Genomic DNA, 21,372 nt, shown 5'->3' with positions numbered 1-21,372 from the left:
CTCCTTGGTAATTGTCAATAGGATTAATGTGTTCTGTTGTCTCTCTCTTTGGCTTTTTCAACAGCTTTTCTTGCATTTTCCTCGATTTCTGCAACCTTTTGCTTCCATTCGACGGAGTTGTAATATTCTCCTATCTTTCGAGCATCAGCTTCAATCTTGGCCAGCTGTTCTTTCCACTCGGCAGAGTTGTAGTATTCCTCTACTTTTTTTGCATTAGCTTCAATCTTGGCGATTTGATTTTTCCATTCTAGGGAATTATAATATTCTTCTACTTTCTTAGCATTTTCCTCAATTTTGGCGATTTGATTTTTCCACTCGGGAGAGTTGTAATACTCTTCTACCTTTTTGGCATTCGCTTCAATTTTATCGATATGTCCCTTCCATTCGGGTGAATTGTAATATTCCCCTACTTTTTTGGCATTTTCTTCAATCTTAGCAATGTGCTCTTTCCATTCCGGAGAATTATAATACGCCTGTATGTGCTGAATTTCCGGTGATAGGGATTGTTCGTCGAGTGTCAAAACTGTATCCCTATTGATAATAACCACTTGGCTCTTCTTTTTCGTTGTGTCCGTTTGCAGTGTTAATAGAGGAAGAGCTGCTTCTTCGGCAATGAGTGGTTCAGAATATAATATTCGGTTTTTATTCTGAATGATAACCGTATTTTTAGTGTCCTTTTCTTCCGTTTTAGTTTCTGTTGGAGCAGTCCATGCAAGCGCGCCCAGCGCCAGCGTACTGATAGCAATAGCAATCAGGTGCTGCTTTACGTTGATGTAATTCTTTTCCATTTTGGTAATTCGTTTTATGCGGTGTAGTAAATGATGTTGTTTTCCGTTGATTGACATTGCATAAGGATTAGAAGAGATATGTTTTTGTTCTTCAATGGCCAATAATGCTTGTGCATAAATGATAGGCGAAAGGATCTGTTCGACAACCATATCGTCGCAGGCATATTCGCGTTCGGTGTCGATGTGCTTTGATAGGAGCCATACAAAGGGATTAAAAAACAGGATAGTCTCTATACATACTTTGATAAGATTGAGCAAGTAATCATTACGTTTTATATGGGCAAGCTCATGTAAAAGGATGCTTTCCACCTGTCTGATGTCCATCTGAGCGGCATAAGCCACGGGAAATAATATCAGCGGCTTGAAATATCCTATAGTAAGCGGTGTAGCTACTTTATCGGATAGCTGTAATATAACCTCCTTAGAGATAGACAGCTTGTGGCGAAGTTCCTGGAAAGCAAGCAGCCATTCGATAGGGGCTTCCGATAAACCTGAACGGCGAAGTTGCCGAAGTTTTGAGAAACTGTTGCCGAAGAAAATCAATTGTAATAATAGGCCTAATATGTATATGCTGGAAAACCATGGGAGCATACGTTCCAAAATAGCCCACTTATTTACTGGTGTCGTAAAGAATTCTGCTGGACTAAAAAGAGTCAAATCTTTAGTTAATGTAGTGGAAGAAGGAAATAGTTTCCAACAATAAAAAAATAATGTGCTGAAAAATAGAGTTAACAATAATATCTGAGCGGCATAAGCAAGGCTATAGCGATATTTGGCTTTAGTCTCTGGCCAAAGGCTGTAGATCAGACATAATAGGCTATAAAGCAAAGCTCCTTGCCACAAGGAGTGAACGATGCTCCATCCCAATGCTGCAGTTAGGTGTTGTACAAATGTTTCCATGGCTATGATTTTTCTATGCTGTCGAGATATTCCTTGATTAATGCAATTTCTTCCTTGCTTGTTCTTTTATTACCTAAGGCCTGCATCACTAATCGTGAGGTGGAGCCATTGTACACCGTGTCAATCATTTTGTCTAAAAATGTGTGCTCCGTCTGCTCTTGATTGATTTTACTCGTATATAAATGGGTTTTGGATGATGTGTCCCGTTCTACCATGCCTTTCTCGTGCATAATTTGCATAAGTTTTAGGATGGTTGTGTAACCTACATCCTTTTTATCCAATGCTTCATATACCTCTCGCACGCTGCATTGCTCCTTTTTCCAAAGGACTTGCAGTATTTCCATTTCGCTATCTGTCGGTTTCATATCTTATCTACGAATGTTTTCGTAATCAAATATACGAATGAATTCGTAGATGCAAAATAATTTAACATTTTTTTTGTTTTTTCTTTTCATAGAGAAAAGGGCTACCTTCGTGCGTTTAGTAATCAAGTGTGGTTTTTATGAAAACAGCAGTTAGCTCTTCACAGACATCTATTGTACAATCGACAGTTTATAGTATACTTTTTGCCATCAGTTTCGGTCACATGATTAATGATCTGTTGCAGGCGGTAGTACCATCGATTTACCCCATGCTGAAGACAGATTTTAGATTGACCTTTACGCAGGTGGGGCTTATCACATTGGTCTTTCAACTATCAGCCTCAATATTGCAGCCTTTTGTGGGGAACTATACGGACAGAAGACCTAATCCGATGTCGTTGGCAATCGGGATGGGGTTTACATTGATCGGTTTGTTGTCATTGTCGTTCGCGAATAGTTTTATGTTTATTCTGCTTTCGGTGGCTTTGATAGGGATTGGTTCCTCTGTGTTCCATCCTGAAGCCTCGCGTGTTGCCCAGATGGCCTCTGGAGGTAAGAAAGGTCTTGCTCAATCTATTTTCCAGGTTGGAGGGAATGCCGGTAGTGCTATAGGTCCACTTTTGGCTGCGCTTATCATTGTGCCACATGGACAACGGCACATTCAATGGTTTTGCCTTATCGCATTGCTGGGTATTATTGTGCTTTCTGTTGTCGGAAGATGGTATAAAGTAAATTTAGAAAAAGGAATCGCCCGTAAAAAAGTGCAAAAAGACAGCTCAGAAGCACCTGCTCTTTCTAAAAATACAGTTATTGGTTCTATTGTTATTCTTCTGGTACTGATTTTCTCCAAATATTTCTATATGGCTTCCATGACCAGTTATTTTACATTCTACTTGATAGAAAAGTTTGGCGTTACAGTACCGCAATCGCAATTTTACCTCTTCGCTTTCTTGGCGGCAGTGGCGGTTGGTACAATTTTAGGCGGGCCGTTGGGAGACCGGTATGGGCGTAAATTGATTATCTGGGTATCAATTTTGGGAGCAGCACCTTTTACATTGCTTCTGCCTTATATGGGCCTAACGATGACAGTGGTACTGGCTATTATTATCGGGATAATTATTTCTTCTGCATTTTCTGCTATTTTGGTGTATGCGACAGATTTGGTGCCTGGCAAAGTGGGTATGATCGCTGGCTTGTTCTTTGGGTTTGCCTTCGGTATGGGTGGGATTGGCTCAGCTCTCCTCGGCTGGCTGGCAGACAGGACAAGCATTGAATATATATTTCATGTCTGTTCTTATCTTCCACTCATCGGTATTGTGACAGGATTTTTGCCAAATATTAAGGGGAGATAGCTGTGTATACTTTATCTGTCATTTTTCCGTTTAGCCACTAAGTTGACAGCTTTATGTTTTTAAATAAGCTTAACTTTAAACTATGATAAACTACATAATAAGATGGATAAAATAAAGATTAACAACAGCGATTTAGAAATAGCCCCGATTAGTTTTGGAGGAAATGTTTTTGGTTGGACATTGGATGAGCAAGGTTCTTTTGAAATCCTGGATAAATTTGTTGATGCGGGATTTAACTTTATTGACACTGCCGACACCTACTCTTGGTGGGTAAATGGGACAGGAGGACAATCGGAAGAAATTATAGGAAAATGGTTAAAGAGCCGTGGAAAGAGAGAACAAATTGTGATTGCTACGAAAGTTGGTTCTGAAACGAAAGAACATGGTTTTGATATCAGTAAAAAGCATATCCTCCAATCAGCGGATGAATCATTACGTCGGTTGGGAGTGGAGTGTATTGATCTGTATTATACGCACTTCGACGACAAGGTAACACCAATAGAAGAAACATTATCTGCTTATGACGAACTTATTAAATCGGGAAAGGTACGATACATTGCAGCGTCCAATCTTTCTCCAGAAAGGTTAAGGGAAAGCTTTGATGTGGCCGAAAAGAATGGTTTACCTAAATATATTGCCCTACAGCCACACTATAATTTGGTAGAACGGACTACTTTTGAACGTGATTATGCTCCTTTAGTGGATAAATATAACCTTAGTGTCTTCCCGTATTGGTCTTTGGCAGCAGGATTTCTAACTGGTAAATATAGAAAGGAAGAAGACTTCGATAAAACGGTCAGAGGGGGTGGAATTAAGAAATACTTTGACGAAAGGGGGAAAGCGATATTGGAAGCATTGGATACCGTAGCGGAAAAGTATGGTACAAAACAGGCTACTGTCGCTTTGGCTTGGTTGTTGGACAACCCATTGATTACAGCGCCTATTGTAAGTGCAACAAGCGAAAATCAGTTGCAAACACTTTTTGCTGCCCCAACACTACAACTGGATAAGGAGGATGTGGCTTTATTAGATGTCGCCAGTAAATAACAAAATTGGGCCACACTTAAGAATTGTGGCCCAATTTTGTTTGTGTGTTTAAACTGAACTAATGCTAAAAGGAGGTAAAGCCGCCTTGTTTTTCTGTGAAAATTATGAAGGGCTTAATTGCTCCTGCTGATTGTTTTCTTATACTAAAGTTTTACCAAAAATCTGCTTTCGGAAGAGCATAATCAGCTGTATCTTGCTTGGTTTGCCATGGAGCTTGATCAAACTTCCAACTTTTTTCAATTTGATAATAGTTTTTAGATAAGTCCAGCTTACCCCATTGATAGCCTACCTTATATTCCTTCCCGTTGCTCTTTATCGTTCCGAATATAGTAGGATAGGATGAACCAGATACGCCGTTAGTATACTGAATAGCCTTCTCTAACGACAGTTCGGTTCCTATTGGGAATGTAGTTATCTTGGTGACATCTCCATTTTCTTCTAGCGCTAGGATATACTCCCAACCTTCATGAAGGCTGTCAATTAAGGTATAAGGATACTTGCCGTTGGTATTCATTCTCATTTTCTCTTTGAATAGCACGGTTTCCCTTTTGAGGGTTACCGTTTTGCCGAGCCACTCGCTGAAAGGTTTGTACTTGTCCAGACTGGTCGATTTTGTTTTGATGGTAGCGTAGAGAAAGAAAATAAACAGCCCAATGCCGCCAAATATGACCAATGCGATGATTCCCATAATCTTTTTTACTGTCATGATTCAGTGTTATTACCTTGCATACTTTATTTTTTATCTGTGATATATATTTCCGTCAATCCGTCGTCGGATTTGAAGCGGATATTATAACCGGTCTGCTCTGTTAATTTTACCGGAGGTAAAGTTTCTGTATTGAAATCTATGTTGTTGAGCTGTTCTTTGGGTTTGTGGCTTTTGCTCATCTCTATCGATGTTGCTAGGTGGTAGACATCTCCTTCAACTTTAAGAACCTTAAACCAACCGAAATTGCCCTCCATGCCTATAGGGGTTCCCTTTTCTTTGTATATCTCATATCGGCCAAAATAGGTATCTCCTTCCGATGGAACCTGCTCCATGGCTACGTATGTCTCTGATTTTGGAAGTGGCGGTTTGACCGAATCGTAAATCAGATAGCCAAAGAGCGCTATGGCACTCAGCACAAATAGCCAGCCTACAACAGTAATCTTATAAATGTATGGAGGTTTGGGAGCCTCTTTGGCTTTTTGCTCATAATAAGCCTTCATTTCGGGAGTCCATAACCTTTTGGGGATTTTCTTATTATCGACTGTATCCCAATATTCGCCATAGGTCTTCTTGGTATATACGGAATAGACAATAGAGTTTACTTTGTTGCGATAGATGCCCAATACCATAGCATTGTGAGGGTTCTGAGGGTTTTGTAGCGAATCGATATGATGTACTGTCTGCTCTATTTTCTGAATGGATAGGAACATAATGTTATGCTTTTATATAGTTAAAGTTCTGTATATTATTTGTTGTTTTGCACGAGAGCCTTTCATAGCTCTAGTCTAATGAATGTTGTTTTACGTGTTTATTCTCTTTCTCCCAATTGCTTATTAAACTTTTCAACAGCTTGGCTGATTTCTTGATTTGCTAAATACAAGACATTCTCATCAACCTCCTTGGTCTTTGTATAACTTTTAAGTAATCCCTTTTGATTTATGAACTCCATATACGCCATAATCATTTCGTCACCCCATTGGTGGTCATAGATTAACGCAATGCCTACATCGCCTTCATCTTGATACGTTGCTAAGTCTTTAAGTAAAGCTAGCATTGGCAATATTTCTCCATAATTCTCACTAAAGAAAACCGATATAAAAGTCCAACATTCGGAATGCGCATCATAGCCTTCAAAGGTTCCCATATCCCTATAGCCTAAGAACTCGTCTATAATCTGCCGATTGGTTTGCGTACGGTAGACAGGGAGATGCTGCAGCTCTTGTTTGCTATACATCTCACGGCTGGTCCACCACGTGCGCCAATTGTCATCTATGACTGGAGCGGACGGTTTCTGTTGAAAGAACTGTTGTAAATTCTCTTTTTTTATCTTGATTTTTACGTAAAGTGAATTGGGTTCAGACATGACGTTATAGCTTTAAAATTACCTGATATGAAGTTCCGCATAAAAACAGGGAGCCACAATAGCTAAACGCAGACAAAACGTATATGTGTATATGGTTTGTATCTACAAAGTATATACAAAAATGGGTTTGAGTGGGAAAAAGGGCATAACTTAGCTTTCCGTTAAAAACTGGAAAGCTAAGTTTTAGAGAATATCATCGCTGGAAAAAGACTGGTTATTTTCCAACATATATGCCATTGTTTTAATAACGCGATCGTGCTTTTTAACGAAGGGGTTTTCTTCATTCCAGACATAGCCAGCTAAGACAGCACAGATTTTACGTTTTACATCTAAATTTTCTGGTCGGTGAAAGAAGAGGGTCTGCAAATTGCCTGTATACCATTCTTCTACATACGTTGTAAATACATCAATACCACGTTGCATATAATCGGCGTATTCCACCTGCCAGTCTACTTTTTCTCCCTGTAATTGGCGATAGGCTAATTTTGCGGATAATATACCTGATTCAGTGGCAAAGCATACTCCAGAAGAGAATACAGGATCCAAAAATTCGTTGCTATTGCCTGTCACGGCATAGCCATCTCCAAACATCTGGGTTACGGCAGCAGAATAATTTTTTAAATGGATTGGTTCAAACTCAAAGGTCGTGTTAGCGAACCGATTGACATAGAAATCAGATAGCTGAATAGCTTTTTGTAAGGCTTCTTTTGTGCCGCCATCGCCTTTAAGCTTCTCAATAAAATCCGTGTCTGCAACAATTCCTAAACTCGTCTTGCCATTAGAGAAAGGGATAACCCATAACCAAACTTCTGTATCTAATACATCGAAGGAAATCTGTGTTCCTTCAATGCCTTCCGGACGGTTGATGTCCCGGACATGGGAAAATATAGCCGAGTGTGGGTTGAGTTTAGAGGGCTTGTCCAAATGGAGCAGACGTGGTAATACACGACCATATCCACTGCAATCAATAACAAACTGGGCTTTAATCGTGGATTGATGGCCGTTTTTATCGGCAATGGTGGATAAGGACGTTGTTCCGTTAAACTGTATCCCGATTAGCGCTGTTTCAAAGGATATATCCACGCCTTTGCGTTGCAGCTCCTGAGTCATGGTGTAATCAAAGTCTGCGCGGGGTATTTGCCAAGTCCAGTCCCATCCTTCACCGAATTTGTCGCTAAAGTCAAAGATGCTAATGACCTCTCCGCGAATAAAGCGAGCTCCAGGCTTAGGTTGGAATCCCTGCGCCTGTAATGCAGGTAGTAGCCCAGCTTCATCAAAATGGTCCATCACCCGGGGGATTAGGCTTTCCCCCACTACTAAGCGAGGGAATTTGGATTTTTCTATCACTTTAATCTTCACATCTTTTTGTTGAAGATAACCAGCAGCAACACACCCAGAAGGTCCTGCTCCAATGATTAGAATATCTACTTCCTCCATATTCAATGAGATAATGAATTAACGTATAAATATATTACTTTTGCAGGTATTGAAAAGTATAGGGCAAAGGTAAGAGTTAAATCTTGTCTTTTCGTGTATAATCCAAAATTTGAAAGAACATAAACCCGTTTCATGATTTCGCTCAATAATAGATTAACGCTATCTCAGTTTAAGGAGATAATATTTGATAAACAGGATGTGGCTGTCAGCAAGGAAGTCTGGTCCATCATAGAAGAGAGCCATGACTTTCTAAAAGAATTTGCAACAAATAAAGTTATTTATGGTGTGAATACAGGTTTTGGGCCGATGGCACAATACCGTATTCAGGATCAGGATACGCAACAACTTCAATATAATCTGATTCGTAGCCATGCCTCTGGAACAGGTGATTTATTGTCGCCAGCTATTGTCAAGGCCGCTATGCTGACACGCTTAACCAATGTTTCTAAGGGAAAGAGTGGTATCCATAAAAGTGTAGTACAGCTGTTGGCGGAATTGATTAACCGGGATATTGTTCCTGTGATTTTTGCGCATGGCGGTGTTGGAGCAAGCGGAGATCTTGTACAATTAGCTCATTTAGCGCTGGTGCTTATCGGTGAAGGCGAGGTATTGTATAAAGGTGAGCGCAGAAATACTGCTGAAGTATTTGAAGCAGAATGGCTACAACCAATTGACGTTGTCGTACGGGAAGGTTTGTCGTTGATTAATGGTACATCGGTTATGACTGGTGCAGGGCTGGTTAACTACGTATATGCGCAGAAACTGTTGGGTTGGTCTACTTGGCTTTCCTGTGCCATGAACGAAATTGTACGCGCACATGACGACCACTATTCTGTTACGCTCAATGCTGTGAAATGCCATACCGGTCAGCAAGAAGTTGCGAAGCGCATGCGCGAACACTTAGATGATAGCCATCTGGTGAAAAAGCGTGAAGAAGACCTTTACTCGGGAAATAATCAGGAAGACATATTTAAAGATAAAGTTCAGGAATACTACTCATTACGTTGTGTTCCTCAGATTTTAGGTCCGGTACTGGAAACCATTGAGCAGGTGGGTAAAGTGCTGGAGGACGAATTAAACTCCGTAAGTGATAATCCGATTATCTCGGTAGAAGATAAGAATGTTTACCATGGTGGGAATTTCCATGGCGATTATATCTCTCTGGAGATGGATAAGTTGAAATTGGCTATCACCAGATTGACCATGCTCTCTGAAAGACAGCTCAATTATCTAATGAACCGCAAAATCAACGAGATACTACCTCCTTTTGTAAATATGGGCAAATTGGGCTTTAATTTCGGTATGCAGGGGGCGCAATTCACTGCGACATCGACGACTGCCGAAAACCAGGCGCTCTCTACTTCGATGTATATACACAGTATTCCGAACAATAACGATAACCAGGATATTGTGAGTATGGGTACGAATGCTGCGGTATTAGCAAATAAGGTTATTATTAACGCATTCGAGGTACTCTCGATACAGATGATTTCGGTTCTACAGGCCATCGATATTTTAAATTACCAAAATTTTGTATCTTCAAAAACCAAAAAGGTTTACGAAGAAGTGCGTGTAATTGTTCCAGCCTTTGTGGATGATAAACCGCTTTATCCTGCGATACAGGCGGTGAAAGACTATTTGATGAAATAAAGAGTAGACATGAGGTGTGCATTAGTTACAGGTGGTTCACGTGGTATTGGTCGGGCAATTTGTCAAAAATTAGCTGAGGATCTTCAATATCATATCTTAATTAATTACCAAGGGAACGAAGCTGCAGCACGTGAAACCTTGGCTTTGGTTGAGGAAGCAGGAGCTACAGGCGAGATTATCCGCTTTGACGTAGGAGACCTTACAAAAGTGCAGGAGGCTTTACAATCCTGGTCAGAAAAACACCCCGATGCTGTTGTTGAAGTCATTGTGAATAATGCAGGTATTACACGAGATGGCCTATTGATGTGGATGGAGCCGGATGACTGGTCGTCTGTATTGCGGACTTCGTTAGATGGTTTTTACCATGTCACGCGGTTTTTCATACAGAAGCTTTTACGCAACCGTTACGGACGTATTATTAACATGGTGTCAGTTTCTGGTGTGAAAGGTACGGCCGGACAGGTTAACTATTCTGCTGCCAAAGCAGGGATAGTTGGCGCTACAAAAGCGTTGGCCCAGGAAGTGGCAAAGCGAAATATTACAGTGAATGCTGTTGCTCCGGGATTTATCCGTACAGATATGACGGAGGGAATGGATGAAAAAGAATTGGTGAAGCTGATTCCTGCTAACCGTTTTGGCGAAGTGGAGGAAGTTGCAGATTTAGTATGCTTCTTAGCTTCTAAAAAAGCAGGTTACATCACAGGAGAAGTTATCAATATTAACGGTGGAATTTATAGCTAATACTATTTAACTACCATTAAATAGTTCTCTGTACATAAAAACTGATTTTTTTGTATCTTTACAAAAGGGGCTTAATAAAAGTAAAGATTATGGAAAGCATAACGATATACCCGAAAAGCGAAAAGCAAAAAACTTTGCTTAAATCTTTGTTGGAAGAAATGAAGGTGCGGTTCGAAATTAGTAGATCTGATGATACGTTAATGGAGGAAGAAGAGTTTTATGCCAAAATAGATCGGGCAAAACAGCAGGCAAAGGATGGCAAGGGGATTCATGTAAAGACGAAAGAAGAACTTCAGGCTTATCTGAATTCGTTATGAAGTATTCATTAATTTTCACGCCTGAGGCTGATGAAGATGTAAAGCGAATAAAGAAAAGTGGAAACAAGGCTTTATTTAAAAAATTGAATATTCTGCTCGAAGAAATATCCGAACACCCCAAAACAGGTACAGGGAAGCCCGAGCAATTGAAGCATTATACTGAACCAACATGGTCACGAAGGGTTTCCGCGGAACATCGTTTGGTATATGAAATACAGGAAGAGGTGATAACTGTTTTGGTGCTCTCAGCCTATGGACACTATGGCGACAAATAAACAACTATTTTCCGAAGTTATTGTAAATGAATAAAAGGGTCGTTATTACAGGCATGGGGATTTATTCCTGCATAGGGACAAATCTAGAAGAAGTGAGGAAGTCCTTATTTGAGGGACGTTCTGGTATTGTGGTTGATGAAGAACGTATAGCCTTCGGGTTTAAATCTCCGTTGACAGGGAAAGTGCCCACTCCCGATCTTAAAAAGGTTCTGAGCCGTAGGCAACGCATCAGCATGGGCGAGAAATCCGAATATGCATATATGGCTACTGTGGAAGCATTACAGCAAGCCAACCTTTCAGAAGAAGATATACAGCGACGTGAAGTAGGTATCTTATACGGGAACGACAGTGTTTCCAAAGCTGTAATTGAAGCTACTGACATCGCTCGTGAGAAAAAAGATACACAGCTGATAGGATCTGGTGCTATTTTCAAATCCATGAATTCTACGGTCACGATGAATTTAGCTACTATTTTTGGACTTGGAGGTGTGAATATGACCATCAGCGCAGCTTGTGCAAGTGGTTCACATGCGATAGGTTTAGGTTTTATGCTTATCCAGCAGGGTTTGCAGGATCTGATTATCTGTGGTGGAGCACAGGAAATTAATCCTTATGCTATGGCCAGCTTCGATGGACTTGGCGTGTTTGCAGAGGATATTAGCCACCCGCAGCAGGCTTCTCGACCTTTTGATAAAAATCGAACAGGTTTGGTGCCAAGTGGAGGAGCTGCTACCATAATTTTGGAAAGCTATGAGTCGGCGATAGAACGTGGTGTCCCTATTATTGCAGAGGTTTTGGGCTATGGCTTTTCATCAAATGGCGGACATATTTCTACGCCCAACATTGAAGGGCCAGCAAAGGCGATGCGACGTGCTTTGGAACAAGCTAATATCAGTGCTGATCAAGTAGATTATATCAATGCACATGCAACGTCTACTCCTATAGGTGATGCAAATGAGGCAAAGGCTATATTGGAGGTTTTTGGAAACCATCCTTATGTTAGCTCTACAAAATCAATGACCGGGCATGAATGCTGGATGGCGGGTGCTTCCGAAATTGTTTACTCAACCTTGATGATGAAGTATGGCTTCATTGCTCCGAATATCAATTTGGAAGAACCGGACGATGATATCAAGGAATTAAATTTCGTTTCCACGACAATAAAACAAGAATTTGATATATATTTGTCTAATTCTTTCGGGTTTGGTGGAACCAATTCCGCAATTGTGGTCAAGAAATATAATAATGAATAAAGTGAGCATATATCAAAAGATAAACGAGATATTGGTGGAGGAGTTCGAGGTGGATGAGGATGTGATCCACCCAGAGGCATCTTTGAAAGAATCACTTGACCTGGACAGCTTGGACTATGTTGATTTGGTGGTTATTATTGAATCTAATTTTGGTGTTAAGTTAGTCGAGGCGGACTTTGCAGGAATGGAAACATTCCAAGATTTTTATGATGTTGTCGAGCGGAAGATAGCGGCAAAAAACTAAGTGAACCATGAGCCAATGGGACGGAAAATCTAAGGGAACACTCCTTGGCTATAAAATATTTGTATTTTTAATCAAAAAATTGGGTGTCCGTACTGCGTATGGACTTCTTATTTTTGTGGCCTTTTATTATTTCGTCTTTTATCCCAAAAATTTTCGGGGAATCTATTATTACCTGCGTCATAGACAGGGATACTCTTCATGGCGTTCTTTTTGGAAAGTGTACCAGACCTATTTCGTGTTCGGTCAGACCATTATTGACAAAGTAGCTATATCTTCCGGTATGCGTAATTATTTCACATATGAGTTTGACGGAATTGAAAATCTGAAAGAGGCATTGGCAGCAGAGCAGGGAGGGATATTAATATCGGCACATGTAGGCAATTTTGAGATTGCGGAAAAGTTTCTCGCAGATATTGATGTAAACTTTCAGATTAACCTGGTATCTGTAGATCAGGAAAGGAGCGTTATCAAGAAGTATATCGAGCGTATTTCGGAAAAGTCAAGCGTAAAGTATATCTTTATTAAAGAGGATATGTCGCATATTTTCCAAATTAATGATGTTTTGGCGAATAATGAGCTGATTTGCTTTACAGGAGATCGGTATTTTGATGGTTCTAAAATATTGAAAGGGAATCTGTTGGGTGAGGAAGCCGCCTTTCCGGCGGGTCCTTTTCATATCGCTTCCAGATTGGGGGTACCTGTAATATTCGTGTATGTTATGAAAGAGAAAGGCTTGCATTACCACCTTTATGCACGGAAAGCACAGGATGTCAAACGACGTAATCCAACCTCCTACTTGATGGCATATACGGAAAGTGTAGAACACATTTTGAGAAAATATCCTTTACAATGGTTTAATTTTTTTGATTTTTGGAGAAAGCCCGAGTAGTACGGTTAAATAATAGGTATGAAGAAAGTCCTTTTTATATATTATTCACAATCCGGTCAACTGGAAGAAATAGCCCGTTCGATTGCACGCCCTTTTGCAGAAGCTAAAAGCGTAGAAGTGGATTTTTATGAAGTTAAGATGGTGCACAGCTTCCCCTTTCCCTGGACCTCAGATGCTTTTTTCAATACTTTTCCGGAAACTTTCCAACAAATTCCAGAGGAAATACATCCCCCTGCCCCGAAGATACTGGAAACCAATTACGATTTGGTAATCGTCCATTATCAGGTCTGGTATCTGACACCTTCTATACCTGTAAATTCCTTTATGAAAAGCAGTTATGCGAATCAGATATTGGCAGGAAAACCTGTTGTTACGGTTAGTGGAAGCCGGAATATGTGGGCTTTGGCGCAGGATAAGATGAAGGTACTTCTTCAGCAATGTGGTGCAACTTTGGTAGGCAATATTGCGTTGACGGATAGGCACCATAACCTGATCTCGGTCGTAACGATTGTGGACTGGATGTTCTCCGGTAAGAAACGTAAGGCCTATGGTATCTTCCCAAAACCGGGAGTATCTGATAAGGAAATAGAAGAGGCAGATAAATTTGGACAAACTATTTTACCTTATCTAAAAAATCTTAATTTTGAAGGACTACAGCAGGACTTGGTGAAACAAGGTGCCGTGGATTATCGGTTTTTTCTGGTATCCATGGACCAAAAAGGAAACCGGATGTTTCGGATTTGGTCGTCGATTATACGGCGTAATCCCAAGCGAAGAAAACGTTTGGTCACCTTATTCAAGTACTATGTAGTTTTTGCGATATACGGTATTTCGCCGATTGTATATTTGATAGAATTGTTGCTATATCCTGTCGTGTATTTCTTGAAATACCGAAAGGAAAAGGCGCATTATGAAGGAGTGTAACGAATGAATGAAGTTTATATAAACCGTATTGCGAAATTTTTGCCCAATGCACCAGTTGCAAATGAGGAAATGGAGCAGTACTTGGGTAAAATCAACGATAAGGAGTCCAAGGCACGACGTATTGTCTTGCGGAACAACGGTATACAGACCCGTTATTATGCCTTGACAAAAGAAGGTATTCCTACACACACGAATGCACAGTTGACGGCAGAAGCGATACGAGGTCTTTTTGATGAAAAATTTCAACCTAAAGATGCAGAGCTTTTATCCTGTGGCACATCGTCCCCGGATTTCCTTATGCCATCCCACGCGGTTATGGTACATGGGGAGTTGGGGAATAGAAATATGGAGGTCAACTCGGCATCGGGGAACTGCTGTGCAGGGATGAATGCCTTAAAATTTGGTTATATGTCCGTGAAATGCGGGAATACCAAAAATGCGATATGTGCAGGTTCGGAGCGGATGTCTTCTTGGATGCTGGCAGACCATTTTAACAAGGAAGTGGAGAATCTAAAAGAACTGGAAGAACAGCCTATCATTGCTTTTAATAAAGATTTCTTACGCTGGATGTTGTCTGATGGAGCTGCGGCAGTCTTGTTGGAAGACAAGCCGCAAGGCGAGCTTTCATTAAGAATAGAATGGATGGAAGGCTACTCCTATGCTTATGAACTGGAAACCTGTATGTACGCAGGCGCGGATAAGTTAGAAGATGGAACAATAAAACCTTTCTCGGATTATCCTTCGGAAGAGTGGTTAACAAAATCCATCTTTGCGGTGAAACAGGATACGAAGCTGTTGGATAAATACATCTTGGCGAAGGGCGTGGATAGTATGAAGAAGGCGATGGACAAGCATCAGGTCACACCTGAAGATATTGATTACATCCTCCCTCACGTATCTTCCCATTACTTTGTGGATGGGCTTTACGATGGTTTTGCCAAAGCAGGAATAGAAATTACACGTGATAAATGGTTCTTGAACCTCAAAGACGTGGGTAATGTCGGCGCAGGCTCGGTATATCTGATGTTGGAGCAGTTGATGAGTTCCGGTAAATTGAAGAAAGGGCAACGCATTATGCTTTGTGTACCGGAAAGCGCACGATTTACGTATGCTTATGCTTATTTAACAGTTTGCTGATGAGCCTGCCTATCATTGGAGATAGCTTATTGAAGCTAATTCCCCAACGTCCACCAATAGTAATGGTGTCCAGTTTGGAGGAATATGATGAGCAACGTTTGGTGGCTTCTTTCCAAGTAGAAGAAGGAAAGTTGTTTGTGGACGATTGTAGTCTGGCTGAAAGTGGGTTATTGGAACACATGGCACAGTCCGTTGCACTGCATACGGGGTATAGCTTTTATCTTCGTCATGAAGATGCGCCAACGGGATATATCGGAGCGATACAAAAGGCGGAGATTATGTCCTTGCCGAATATAGGCGATACAGTTTATAGTGAGGTGCTGATCCGACAGGAATTTATGGGTGTGACGTTGGTTGACATTACGACCCGACTGGCTGATAAAGTGATTGCTACGGCTAAGATGAAGACGGTTATCGCCGCTACAGATACTTAACATGGATAAAGAACTGCATAAGATTGCCATTGAGCATTATTTACCCCATCGACCTCCTATGTTGATGGTAGATGCTATTTTGGAGATTTCGCCTACGCAGGTTTTATGCAGTTTTATTATAAAAGAGGACAATATCTTTCTCATTGATGGCTTGTTTCAAGAGGTGGGTCTTATGGAGAATATGGCACAGACCTGTTCTTCGATTGTAGGGCAAACGTTCTATGAGGCTGATTATAACCCACTATCGGATAAGCGGATTATCGGTTTTATTTCGGGAGTCAAACAGTTGACGATTTATAACCTGCCGAAAGTTGGCGATGAAATTTTGACGTCTTCTACGTTGACCTCCCAGTTTGATGGGGAGGGGTACTCCATTTGTACGATGAATGTGCAAACCAAGAGAGGAGAAGACGTGTTGTCCTCGGCAGAAATCAATTTGTTTTTGAAAAAGCAGTAAGTCATGAAGAAATCAGAAGTGCCTCAAGACAAAGGCCGTGTATCGGAGAAAGGGTCGCGTGAGCTGTACTATGCTGTGGACGATAATGGAGAGTACACAACAGCGTTAAGCACAGGATGGGAGGCCAAGAATATCGTGCAGGACCATACGATGCAAGAAATTCAGGAACGTATTGATCAGGCGCAGGAGGATGTGAAAGCAGGTGTCGTGAGCCCTATTGTTTATTTTATGGAGCTGCGCCGTATGGATTGGCAAATTGTATCGGACTATACGGGTATGTGGAAATGGCGTATTAAACGACATGCAAAACCAATGGTCTTTGCCAAGTTAAATGACAAAGTATTGCAGCGTTATGCCGACACTTTTGAGATTACGATTGAAGAGCTGAAGAATTATAGAGGAGAGGAATGCAAATAGATTTTGAACACCGTATAACCGCCCATTGTGAAAATGGTGTGGCTTCTAATTTGTTGCGAAATAAGGGTTTGGATATTAGTGAACCGATGGTATTTGGTATCGGATCAGGTCTGTTTTATGTATATCTGCCTTTTTTAAAAGTAAACCATGCGCCTGGATTGAGCTATAGACCAGCTCCGGGCTGGATATTTAACCGCTTAGCGAAGCGATTGGGCATTAAGATAAAAAGGCAAAAATTCAGCAATCCCGAAAAAGCGCAGCGGGTGCTGGATGAGAACCTACGGAACAATATCCCAGCAGGTTTACAAGTTGGCGTGTATCATCTGCCTTATTTCCCGGAAGATTACCGGTTCCATTTCAATGCGCATAATTTGGTTGTTTATGGAAAAGAAGGTAACGAGTATTTGATTAGTGACCCAACGATGGAAACCGTTCACCGGCTCACGGAGCCTGAATTGGAGAAAGTACGTTTTGCCAAGGGGGTGTTAGCTCCCAAAGGACATATTTATTACCCTATTTATATTCCTCAACAGATCGATTGGGAAAAAGCAATCACAAAGGCGATTAAAAAGACCTGTAACGATATGTTGGCGCCTGTGCCTATTGTAGGTGTGAAAGGAATGCGTATGGTTTCACGTGCTATACGGAAATGGCCGACCAAGGTAGGCGTCAAAAAAGCAAACTATTATTTAGCACAGTTGGTGCGTATGCAGGAAGAGATTGGTACAGGTGGTGGCGGGTTTCGCTATATCTATTCCGCTTTTTTACAAGAAGCCGGCAAGAAGATTAACCGTCCCGCTTTGTTGGAGATGTCAGATGAAATGACCAAGATCGGTGATTTATGGCGTGATTTTGCAGTTGAAGCCTCCCGCGTATATAAAAAACGTAGCAATCAAACTGACGTATATAATAAGCTGGCAGACGATCTCTTGCATTTAGCTGATCTAGAAGAAGAGTTTTTTAAGAAATTGAAAAAAGTGATTTGAGTACTACAGCTATCCATATCGAAAACCTTTCGAAGCAGTATCGGGGAGCAGATTTTGTCGCTGTACAAAACCTCAGTCTAACGATACAGTCAGGGGAAATCTTTGGTTTGCTGGGGCCCAACGGGGCTGGCAAAACAACCTTGCTTTCGATGCTGTGCGGAATAATCAGACCGACTTCGGGAAAATTCAGTATCAATGGATACACCTACGAACAATCTCCAGTGCAATTGAAGCAATCTTTAGGTGTTGTGCCGCAGGACTTTGCGCTATATCCATCCTTGACAGCTCGTGAGAATCTCCTGTATTTTGGCAGTATGTATGGTCTGAAAGGACGAAAATTGGAACAAGAAGTTATCGCTTCATTGGATGCCTTGGGTTTGGCTACCTTTATGGACAAGCGTGTGGAAACATTTTCGGGAGGAATGAAACGCCGCGTCAATCTGCTTGCAGGTGTTTTGCATAGACCGAAGGTATTGTTTTTAGATGAGCCAACAGTAGGCGTGGATGTGCATTCCAAAAATGCTATCATGGAGTATCTAAAAGCCCTGCATTTCCAGGGTACAACCATTGTGTATACCTCGCACCATCTTTCTGAAGCACAGGCTTTCTGTACACGTGTGGGCATTATGGAATCGGGTAGATTATGGAAAGAGGGGACGCCTGAGCAGCTTATTGCTGAAGAGGAAAAGGCACAAACCCTGGAAGATGTTTTTATCGAGATAACGGGAAAGGGGCTGAGGGATGTTTAAACTGAGGCGTTCTGTACAGAAGGAACTGTTGTTATTGTTCAGGGATGTTGGTGGCATCGTTATTCTGTTTGTCATGCCTTTGATCTTGTTACTTGCAGTAACGATGGTGCAGAAGGGATCGTTTGACTCTATTTTGGGGGGCAAGGTATCTGTATTGTTGGTTGACCACGATCGGGAGAGTATCTCTCAACGTATCCAAGAATATTTTAGAGCTGATGAAAATCTGGAATTGCTAATGGAGCTTGATGGAAAGCCTATTTCGGAGGAACTTGCCCAAGAGCTTGTTCGGCAGGGAACCTATCAGTTGGCGGTAATATTACCCGAGCATCTCAGTCGGGATTTGAATACCCACGTCCAGCAGAATGTGGATAAGATTATGTCTGAATTTGATTTCAGTGGAGATACTACCCTTGTTGCTACAGAAACAAAGCCGATTGAACCCAAAGAAATCAAACTTTATTTTGACCCAGCAGCACATGCTTCCTTTAAAACAGCTATCAAGATGTCTATTGACAAATTGGTGTCGAATATAGAATCCAAAACCATTTATTCTACCTTTCAGGAAGAGTTGGGCGAAGATATGGACATCGAACTGGGGGAACAGCAATTTATTTCCTATAAAGAAGTCGGTCGAGATGGGGAGCATGCCGAAGAATCCCTTCCCGATGCTGTACAGCATAATGTACCAGCCTGGACGCTTTTTGCTATCTTTTTCATTGTAGTACCGCTGTCCATCAATATTGTTAAGGAAAAAGCACAAGGCACGATGCTTCGCATCGAGACAAGCCCTACATCTTATGCTCTTTTTTTAATGGGAAAGACAGTTACTTACCTGTTGATTAGCCTTATCCAGTTTTATCTTATGCTGTTGGTCGGCATATTTGTGTTTCCTTATATAGGGTTGCATTCGTTCCAAGTAGGTAATTCTTTTGGGCTGTTGAGTGTTATCGCATTGTTTAGTGGATTAGCAGCAGTAGGGTTAGGTATTCTTATCGGAACGATTGCCAGTACGCAGGAGCAATCAGCCCCTTTTGGTGCAACTTTAACGGTTGTATTAGCTGCCGTAGGAGGGGTTTGGGTTCCGGTATTTATCATGCCGCCAGTTATGCAGCAGCTATCGGCTCTTTCTCCAATGAACTGGGGATTAGGGGCCTTTTACAAAGTGCTTCTCCGAGGAGGAGGTTTGGTGGATATACTGCCTGAGATTATTTTATTAATTTTGTGTTTCTTGCTCACGCTTACGGTCGCCATTCTATATGATAAAAAGAAGAGAACAGTTTAACGAGGAATCCAATCTGAAAGAATCAGTTGATATTCAGGTCCGCTTTAGCGAAGTGGATTCGCTTGGTATCGTATGGCATGGACACTATATCCTCTATTTCGAACAAGGGCGCGAAGCCTTTGGACGTAAATATGGTATTGATTACCTGACCGTACAGAAATCAGGTTATATCACTCCCATTGTGAAGTCTGTATGTGAGCATAAGTTACCTTTACGATATGGTGAATCTGCCCGTGTGGAGACCTCATTTGTGGATACCCCTGCCGCTAAGATGATTTTTCGGTTTAAGATATTTAATGCACAGGAGCAGCTGGTCGCAACGGGTGAAACTATACAGGTCTTTCTGGATAAGGAGAATCATCTTGTTCTGCAAACACCGGGCTTTATACTGGACTGGAAGAGAAAGGTAGGTCTGTTGTAAAATAAACCTATAAGGTTTTGTTGGGACAATAACGGGAGACCTTATAGGTTTTCTCGAAAAGTTTAAGATATGTTTAGACCTATTTTCATACAAGAGATCAATTGTGTCAGTCCTTTGGGACTGAACCTGGAAATGAATTGGGAAAACCTGCTGGCGGGCAAAACGGGCATTACCAAACAAGAGGTTGGCACTTTTCATGATGTCTTTGTTGGAAAAATTGATGAAACATTATTTGCACATTTATTCCCACAAGACAATTACACGCTATTAGAGAAGATGCTGTTGCTCGCTGCTCAGCCTTTGTTGGAAAAAAGAACACCTTCTGCAAAAACCGGCTTGATTCTTTCCACAACGAAAGGAAACATTGGGTATCTACGAAGCGGAGATGTAGAACAAGCTCAACTTACTGTTTTAGCCCGGAAGATTGCCTCGGCTTTGGGAATATCTCCTGAACCTGTCATTGTATCCCATGCCTGTGTATCAGGGTTGTTAGCTGTTGCCGTAGGGAAAAGAATGATACAGATGGGGCAATTTGACGATGTGATAGTGCTTGCCGCAGATGTGGTCAGCGATTTTGTCGTGTCGGGTTTTCAGGCTTTCCAAGCGATGAGTTCGGTTCCATGTAAACCATTTGATCGAGACAGGGCAGGCGTTTCTCTTGGTGAGGCTGCTGCTGCGGTTTATCTGTCCAAAGAGGAAGGACCTTTCCGTATATTGGGTGAGGGAGCTATCAACGATGCCAATCATATTTCGGGTCCATCCCGAACAGGAGAAGGGCTTTGTCAAAGTGTACTTGCCGCTATCCAAGAAGCCAATATTCCTTTGGAAAGTATTGATTTCATATCAGCACATGGCACAGCCACAGCCTATAATGACGAGATGGAAGCTATTGCCTTTGACCGTTTAGGTTTGGCGGATAAGCCCATCAATAGTTTGAAAGGATATTACGGACATACTTTAGGTGCTTCGGGACTTTTGGAGACCGTTGTTTCTTTAAAAGCGATGGTTGAAAACAACTTTTTACCCACGCTTGGCTTTGAAAACTTAGGTGTTTCCAGAGCGGTTAATATTGTCAGTCGGAAAGAACATAGAAATATTAAACGTTTGCTAAAAACAGCCTCGGGCTTTGGAGGTAGTAATGCGGCGATGATAATTGAAAAGAATTAGGAAATACTTAAATCCTTTGGTACAAAGGATATAAGAATCACAGTCGAGCCAACCTATTAAGCGCATAAGCC

At 41.4% G+C, this 21,372-nt stretch carries 25 protein-coding genes; 19 read left to right on the top strand and 6 right to left on the bottom strand.

Going from position 1 to position 21,372, the window contains the following annotated elements; translation table 11 throughout:
* Positions 1–23 precede the first annotated feature (23 nt).
* Together BM375_RS06950 and BM375_RS06945 are read right to left on the bottom strand one after the other, a co-directional pair.
* On the bottom strand, positions 24–1,688 hold the full coding sequence (locus tag BM375_RS06950) for a M56 family metallopeptidase (protein WP_093364731.1): 1,665 nt from the start codon (positions 1,686–1,688) through the stop codon (positions 24–26).
* Between the two features lie 2 nt (positions 1,689–1,690).
* A complete protein-coding gene (locus BM375_RS06945; RefSeq protein WP_093364730.1) occupies positions 1,691–2,053 on the bottom strand; it encodes a BlaI/MecI/CopY family transcriptional regulator in 363 nt (120 codons plus the stop codon).
* A 137-nt stretch (positions 2,054–2,190) separates the two neighbouring features.
* Between BM375_RS06945 and BM375_RS06940 the strand changes: the two genes are divergently transcribed.
* Positions 2,191–3,402: an MFS transporter gene (locus BM375_RS06940; RefSeq protein ID WP_093364729.1), complete on the top strand. Its 1,212-nt coding sequence runs from the start codon at positions 2,191–2,193 to the stop codon at positions 3,400–3,402.
* Positions 3,403–3,504: 102 nt separating this feature from the next.
* Positions 3,505–4,449, top strand: coding sequence for an aldo/keto reductase (locus BM375_RS06935; RefSeq protein ID WP_093364728.1), 945 nt, complete (start codon positions 3,505–3,507; stop codon positions 4,447–4,449).
* A 151-nt stretch (positions 4,450–4,600) separates the two neighbouring features.
* Here BM375_RS06935 and BM375_RS06930 read toward each other — a convergent pair whose 3' ends face one another.
* The 4 genes from BM375_RS06930 to BM375_RS06915 all read right to left on the bottom strand — a co-directional run bounded on the left by BM375_RS06930 (position 4,601) and on the right by BM375_RS06915 (position 7,958).
* Positions 4,601–5,155, bottom strand: a complete 555-nt coding sequence (locus tag BM375_RS06930) for a hypothetical protein (protein WP_093364726.1) — start codon at positions 5,153–5,155, stop codon at positions 4,601–4,603.
* A gap of 26 nt (positions 5,156–5,181) precedes the next feature.
* Positions 5,182–5,868, bottom strand: a complete 687-nt coding sequence (locus BM375_RS06925) for a hypothetical protein (RefSeq protein WP_093364725.1) — start codon at positions 5,866–5,868, stop codon at positions 5,182–5,184.
* Positions 5,869–5,966: 98 nt separating this feature from the next.
* Entirely contained in the window at positions 5,967–6,521 is a 555-nt protein-coding gene (locus BM375_RS06920) for a hypothetical protein (protein ID WP_093364724.1), read from the bottom strand.
* A gap of 183 nt (positions 6,522–6,704) precedes the next feature.
* On the bottom strand, positions 6,705–7,958 hold the full coding sequence (locus tag BM375_RS06915; RefSeq protein WP_212611637.1) for an NAD(P)/FAD-dependent oxidoreductase: 1,254 nt from the start codon (positions 7,956–7,958) through the stop codon (positions 6,705–6,707).
* A gap of 132 nt (positions 7,959–8,090) precedes the next feature.
* On the opposite strand from BM375_RS06915, the gene BM375_RS06910 reads away from it, so the two are divergent.
* The 17 genes from BM375_RS06910 to BM375_RS06830 all read left to right on the top strand — a co-directional run bounded on the left by BM375_RS06910 (position 8,091) and on the right by BM375_RS06830 (position 21,301).
* A complete protein-coding gene (locus tag BM375_RS06910; RefSeq protein WP_093364722.1) occupies positions 8,091–9,608 on the top strand; it encodes a flexirubin biosynthesis tyrosine ammonia-lyase FlxA in 1,518 nt (505 codons plus the stop codon).
* A gap of 9 nt (positions 9,609–9,617) precedes the next feature.
* Positions 9,618–10,349 carry a flexirubin biosynthesis SDR family reductase FlxB gene (fabG, locus tag BM375_RS06905; protein ID WP_093364721.1) on the top strand — a complete coding sequence of 244 codons (732 nt, stop codon included), beginning with the start codon at positions 9,618–9,620 and terminating at the stop codon, positions 10,347–10,349.
* A gap of 89 nt (positions 10,350–10,438) precedes the next feature.
* Complete coding sequence (locus tag BM375_RS06900; protein ID WP_093364719.1) at positions 10,439–10,666, top strand: DUF2683 family protein; 228 nt, start codon at positions 10,439–10,441, stop codon at positions 10,664–10,666.
* Positions 10,663–10,941 (top strand): Txe/YoeB family addiction module toxin, encoded by a 279-nt coding sequence (locus BM375_RS06895; RefSeq protein ID WP_093364718.1) that lies wholly within the window; start codon positions 10,663–10,665, stop codon positions 10,939–10,941. The genes BM375_RS06900 and BM375_RS06895 overlap by 4 nt, the downstream gene beginning before the upstream one ends.
* Positions 10,942–10,967: 26 nt before the next feature.
* Entirely contained in the window at positions 10,968–12,194 is a 1,227-nt protein-coding gene (locus BM375_RS06890) for a beta-ketoacyl-[acyl-carrier-protein] synthase family protein (RefSeq protein WP_093364717.1), read from the top strand.
* Positions 12,187–12,438 carry an acyl carrier protein gene (locus BM375_RS06885; protein WP_093364716.1) on the top strand — a complete coding sequence of 84 codons (252 nt, stop codon included), beginning with the start codon at positions 12,187–12,189 and terminating at the stop codon, positions 12,436–12,438. The genes BM375_RS06890 and BM375_RS06885 overlap by 8 nt, the downstream gene beginning before the upstream one ends.
* Positions 12,439–12,445: 7 nt before the next feature.
* Complete coding sequence (locus BM375_RS06880) at positions 12,446–13,327, top strand: LpxL/LpxP family acyltransferase (RefSeq protein ID WP_093364715.1); 882 nt, start codon at positions 12,446–12,448, stop codon at positions 13,325–13,327.
* Positions 13,328–13,345: 18 nt separating this feature from the next.
* Positions 13,346–14,251 carry a flavodoxin family protein gene (locus BM375_RS06875; RefSeq protein WP_093364714.1) on the top strand — a complete coding sequence of 302 codons (906 nt, stop codon included), beginning with the start codon at positions 13,346–13,348 and terminating at the stop codon, positions 14,249–14,251.
* Between the two features lie 3 nt (positions 14,252–14,254).
* Positions 14,255–15,388, top strand: a complete 1,134-nt coding sequence (locus BM375_RS06870) for a dialkylresorcinol biosynthesis protein DarB (protein ID WP_093364713.1) — start codon at positions 14,255–14,257, stop codon at positions 15,386–15,388.
* Positions 15,388–15,822 (top strand): hotdog family protein, encoded by a 435-nt coding sequence (locus BM375_RS06865; RefSeq protein ID WP_212611636.1) that lies wholly within the window; start codon positions 15,388–15,390, stop codon positions 15,820–15,822. The genes BM375_RS06870 and BM375_RS06865 overlap by 1 nt, the downstream gene beginning before the upstream one ends.
* A 1-nt stretch (position 15,823) precedes the next feature.
* Positions 15,824–16,279, top strand: a complete 456-nt coding sequence (locus BM375_RS06860) for a hotdog family protein (protein WP_093364709.1) — start codon at positions 15,824–15,826, stop codon at positions 16,277–16,279.
* A 3-nt stretch (positions 16,280–16,282) separates the two neighbouring features.
* A complete protein-coding gene (locus tag BM375_RS06855; RefSeq protein WP_093364707.1) occupies positions 16,283–16,696 on the top strand; it encodes a flexirubin biosynthesis protein DarG in 414 nt (137 codons plus the stop codon).
* Positions 16,687–17,682, top strand: coding sequence for a BtrH-related acyltransferase DarH (locus tag BM375_RS06850; RefSeq protein ID WP_093364706.1), 996 nt, complete (start codon positions 16,687–16,689; stop codon positions 17,680–17,682). Before BM375_RS06855 ends, BM375_RS06850 begins: the two co-directional genes overlap by 10 nt.
* On the top strand, positions 17,679–18,431 hold the full coding sequence (locus tag BM375_RS06845; protein WP_093364704.1) for an ABC transporter ATP-binding protein: 753 nt from the start codon (positions 17,679–17,681) through the stop codon (positions 18,429–18,431). The genes BM375_RS06850 and BM375_RS06845 overlap by 4 nt, the downstream gene beginning before the upstream one ends.
* Positions 18,424–19,713, top strand: coding sequence for an ABC transporter permease (locus BM375_RS06840; RefSeq protein ID WP_093364703.1), 1,290 nt, complete (start codon positions 18,424–18,426; stop codon positions 19,711–19,713). Before BM375_RS06845 ends, BM375_RS06840 begins: the two co-directional genes overlap by 8 nt.
* A complete protein-coding gene (locus BM375_RS06835) occupies positions 19,688–20,134 on the top strand; it encodes an acyl-CoA thioesterase (RefSeq protein ID WP_093364702.1) in 447 nt (148 codons plus the stop codon). The genes BM375_RS06840 and BM375_RS06835 overlap by 26 nt, the downstream gene beginning before the upstream one ends.
* 69 nt (positions 20,135–20,203) lie before the next feature.
* Positions 20,204–21,301, top strand: a complete 1,098-nt coding sequence (locus BM375_RS06830; protein WP_093364701.1) for a beta-ketoacyl synthase N-terminal-like domain-containing protein — start codon at positions 20,204–20,206, stop codon at positions 21,299–21,301.
* The last annotated feature ends 71 nt before the right edge of the window (positions 21,302–21,372 follow it).

Origin of the sequence: Sphingobacterium wenxiniae (genome assembly GCF_900116225.1) — a bacterium.
Taxonomy (GTDB): Bacteria; Bacteroidota; Bacteroidia; order Sphingobacteriales; family Sphingobacteriaceae; genus Sphingobacterium; species Sphingobacterium wenxiniae.
The sequence above is the reverse complement of the archived record's forward strand: the minus strand, read 5'-3'. Positions and strand labels throughout refer to the sequence as shown.

Bases quoted from the DNA above. Each gene is read 5' to 3' on its own strand.
- BM375_RS06890 (WP_093364717.1), top strand. From the start codon at position 10,968: ATGAATAAAAGGGTCGTTATTACAGGCATGGGGATTTATTCCTGCATA.
- BM375_RS06855 (WP_093364707.1), top strand. From the start codon at position 16,283: ATGAAGAAATCAGAAGTGCCTCAAGACAAAGGCCGTGTATCGGAGAAA.
- BM375_RS06935 (WP_093364728.1), top strand. From the start codon at position 3,505: ATGGATAAAATAAAGATTAACAACAGCGATTTAGAAATAGCCCCGATT.
- BM375_RS06895 (WP_093364718.1), top strand. From the start codon at position 10,663: ATGAAGTATTCATTAATTTTCACGCCTGAGGCTGATGAAGATGTAAAG.
- BM375_RS06865 (WP_212611636.1), top strand. From the start codon at position 15,388: ATGAGCCTGCCTATCATTGGAGATAGCTTATTGAAGCTAATTCCCCAA.
- BM375_RS06860 (WP_093364709.1), top strand. From the start codon at position 15,824: ATGGATAAAGAACTGCATAAGATTGCCATTGAGCATTATTTACCCCAT.
- BM375_RS06940 (WP_093364729.1), top strand. From the start codon at position 2,191: ATGAAAACAGCAGTTAGCTCTTCACAGACATCTATTGTACAATCGACA.
- BM375_RS06830 (WP_093364701.1), top strand. From the start codon at position 20,204: ATGTTTAGACCTATTTTCATACAAGAGATCAATTGTGTCAGTCCTTTG.
- BM375_RS06850 (WP_093364706.1), top strand. From the start codon at position 16,687: ATGCAAATAGATTTTGAACACCGTATAACCGCCCATTGTGAAAATGGT.
- BM375_RS06910 (WP_093364722.1), top strand. From the start codon at position 8,091: ATGATTTCGCTCAATAATAGATTAACGCTATCTCAGTTTAAGGAGATA.
- BM375_RS06945 (WP_093364730.1), bottom strand. From the start codon at position 2,053: ATGAAACCGACAGATAGCGAAATGGAAATACTGCAAGTCCTTTGGAAA.
- BM375_RS06915 (WP_212611637.1), bottom strand. From the start codon at position 7,958: ATGGAGGAAGTAGATATTCTAATCATTGGAGCAGGACCTTCTGGGTGT.
- BM375_RS06835 (WP_093364702.1), top strand. From the start codon at position 19,688: ATGATAAAAAGAAGAGAACAGTTTAACGAGGAATCCAATCTGAAAGAA.
- BM375_RS06875 (WP_093364714.1), top strand. From the start codon at position 13,346: ATGAAGAAAGTCCTTTTTATATATTATTCACAATCCGGTCAACTGGAA.
- BM375_RS06930 (WP_093364726.1), bottom strand. From the start codon at position 5,155: ATGACAGTAAAAAAGATTATGGGAATCATCGCATTGGTCATATTTGGC.
- BM375_RS06925 (WP_093364725.1), bottom strand. From the start codon at position 5,868: ATGTTCCTATCCATTCAGAAAATAGAGCAGACAGTACATCATATCGAT.
- fabG (WP_093364721.1), top strand. From the start codon at position 9,618: ATGAGGTGTGCATTAGTTACAGGTGGTTCACGTGGTATTGGTCGGGCA.
- BM375_RS06870 (WP_093364713.1), top strand. From the start codon at position 14,255: ATGAATGAAGTTTATATAAACCGTATTGCGAAATTTTTGCCCAATGCA.
- BM375_RS06880 (WP_093364715.1), top strand. From the start codon at position 12,446: ATGAGCCAATGGGACGGAAAATCTAAGGGAACACTCCTTGGCTATAAA.
- BM375_RS06885 (WP_093364716.1), top strand. From the start codon at position 12,187: ATGAATAAAGTGAGCATATATCAAAAGATAAACGAGATATTGGTGGAG.
- BM375_RS06840 (WP_093364703.1), top strand. From the start codon at position 18,424: ATGTTTAAACTGAGGCGTTCTGTACAGAAGGAACTGTTGTTATTGTTC.
- BM375_RS06950 (WP_093364731.1), bottom strand. From the start codon at position 1,688: ATGGAAACATTTGTACAACACCTAACTGCAGCATTGGGATGGAGCATC.
- BM375_RS06900 (WP_093364719.1), top strand. From the start codon at position 10,439: ATGGAAAGCATAACGATATACCCGAAAAGCGAAAAGCAAAAAACTTTG.
- BM375_RS06920 (WP_093364724.1), bottom strand. From the start codon at position 6,521: ATGTCTGAACCCAATTCACTTTACGTAAAAATCAAGATAAAAAAAGAG.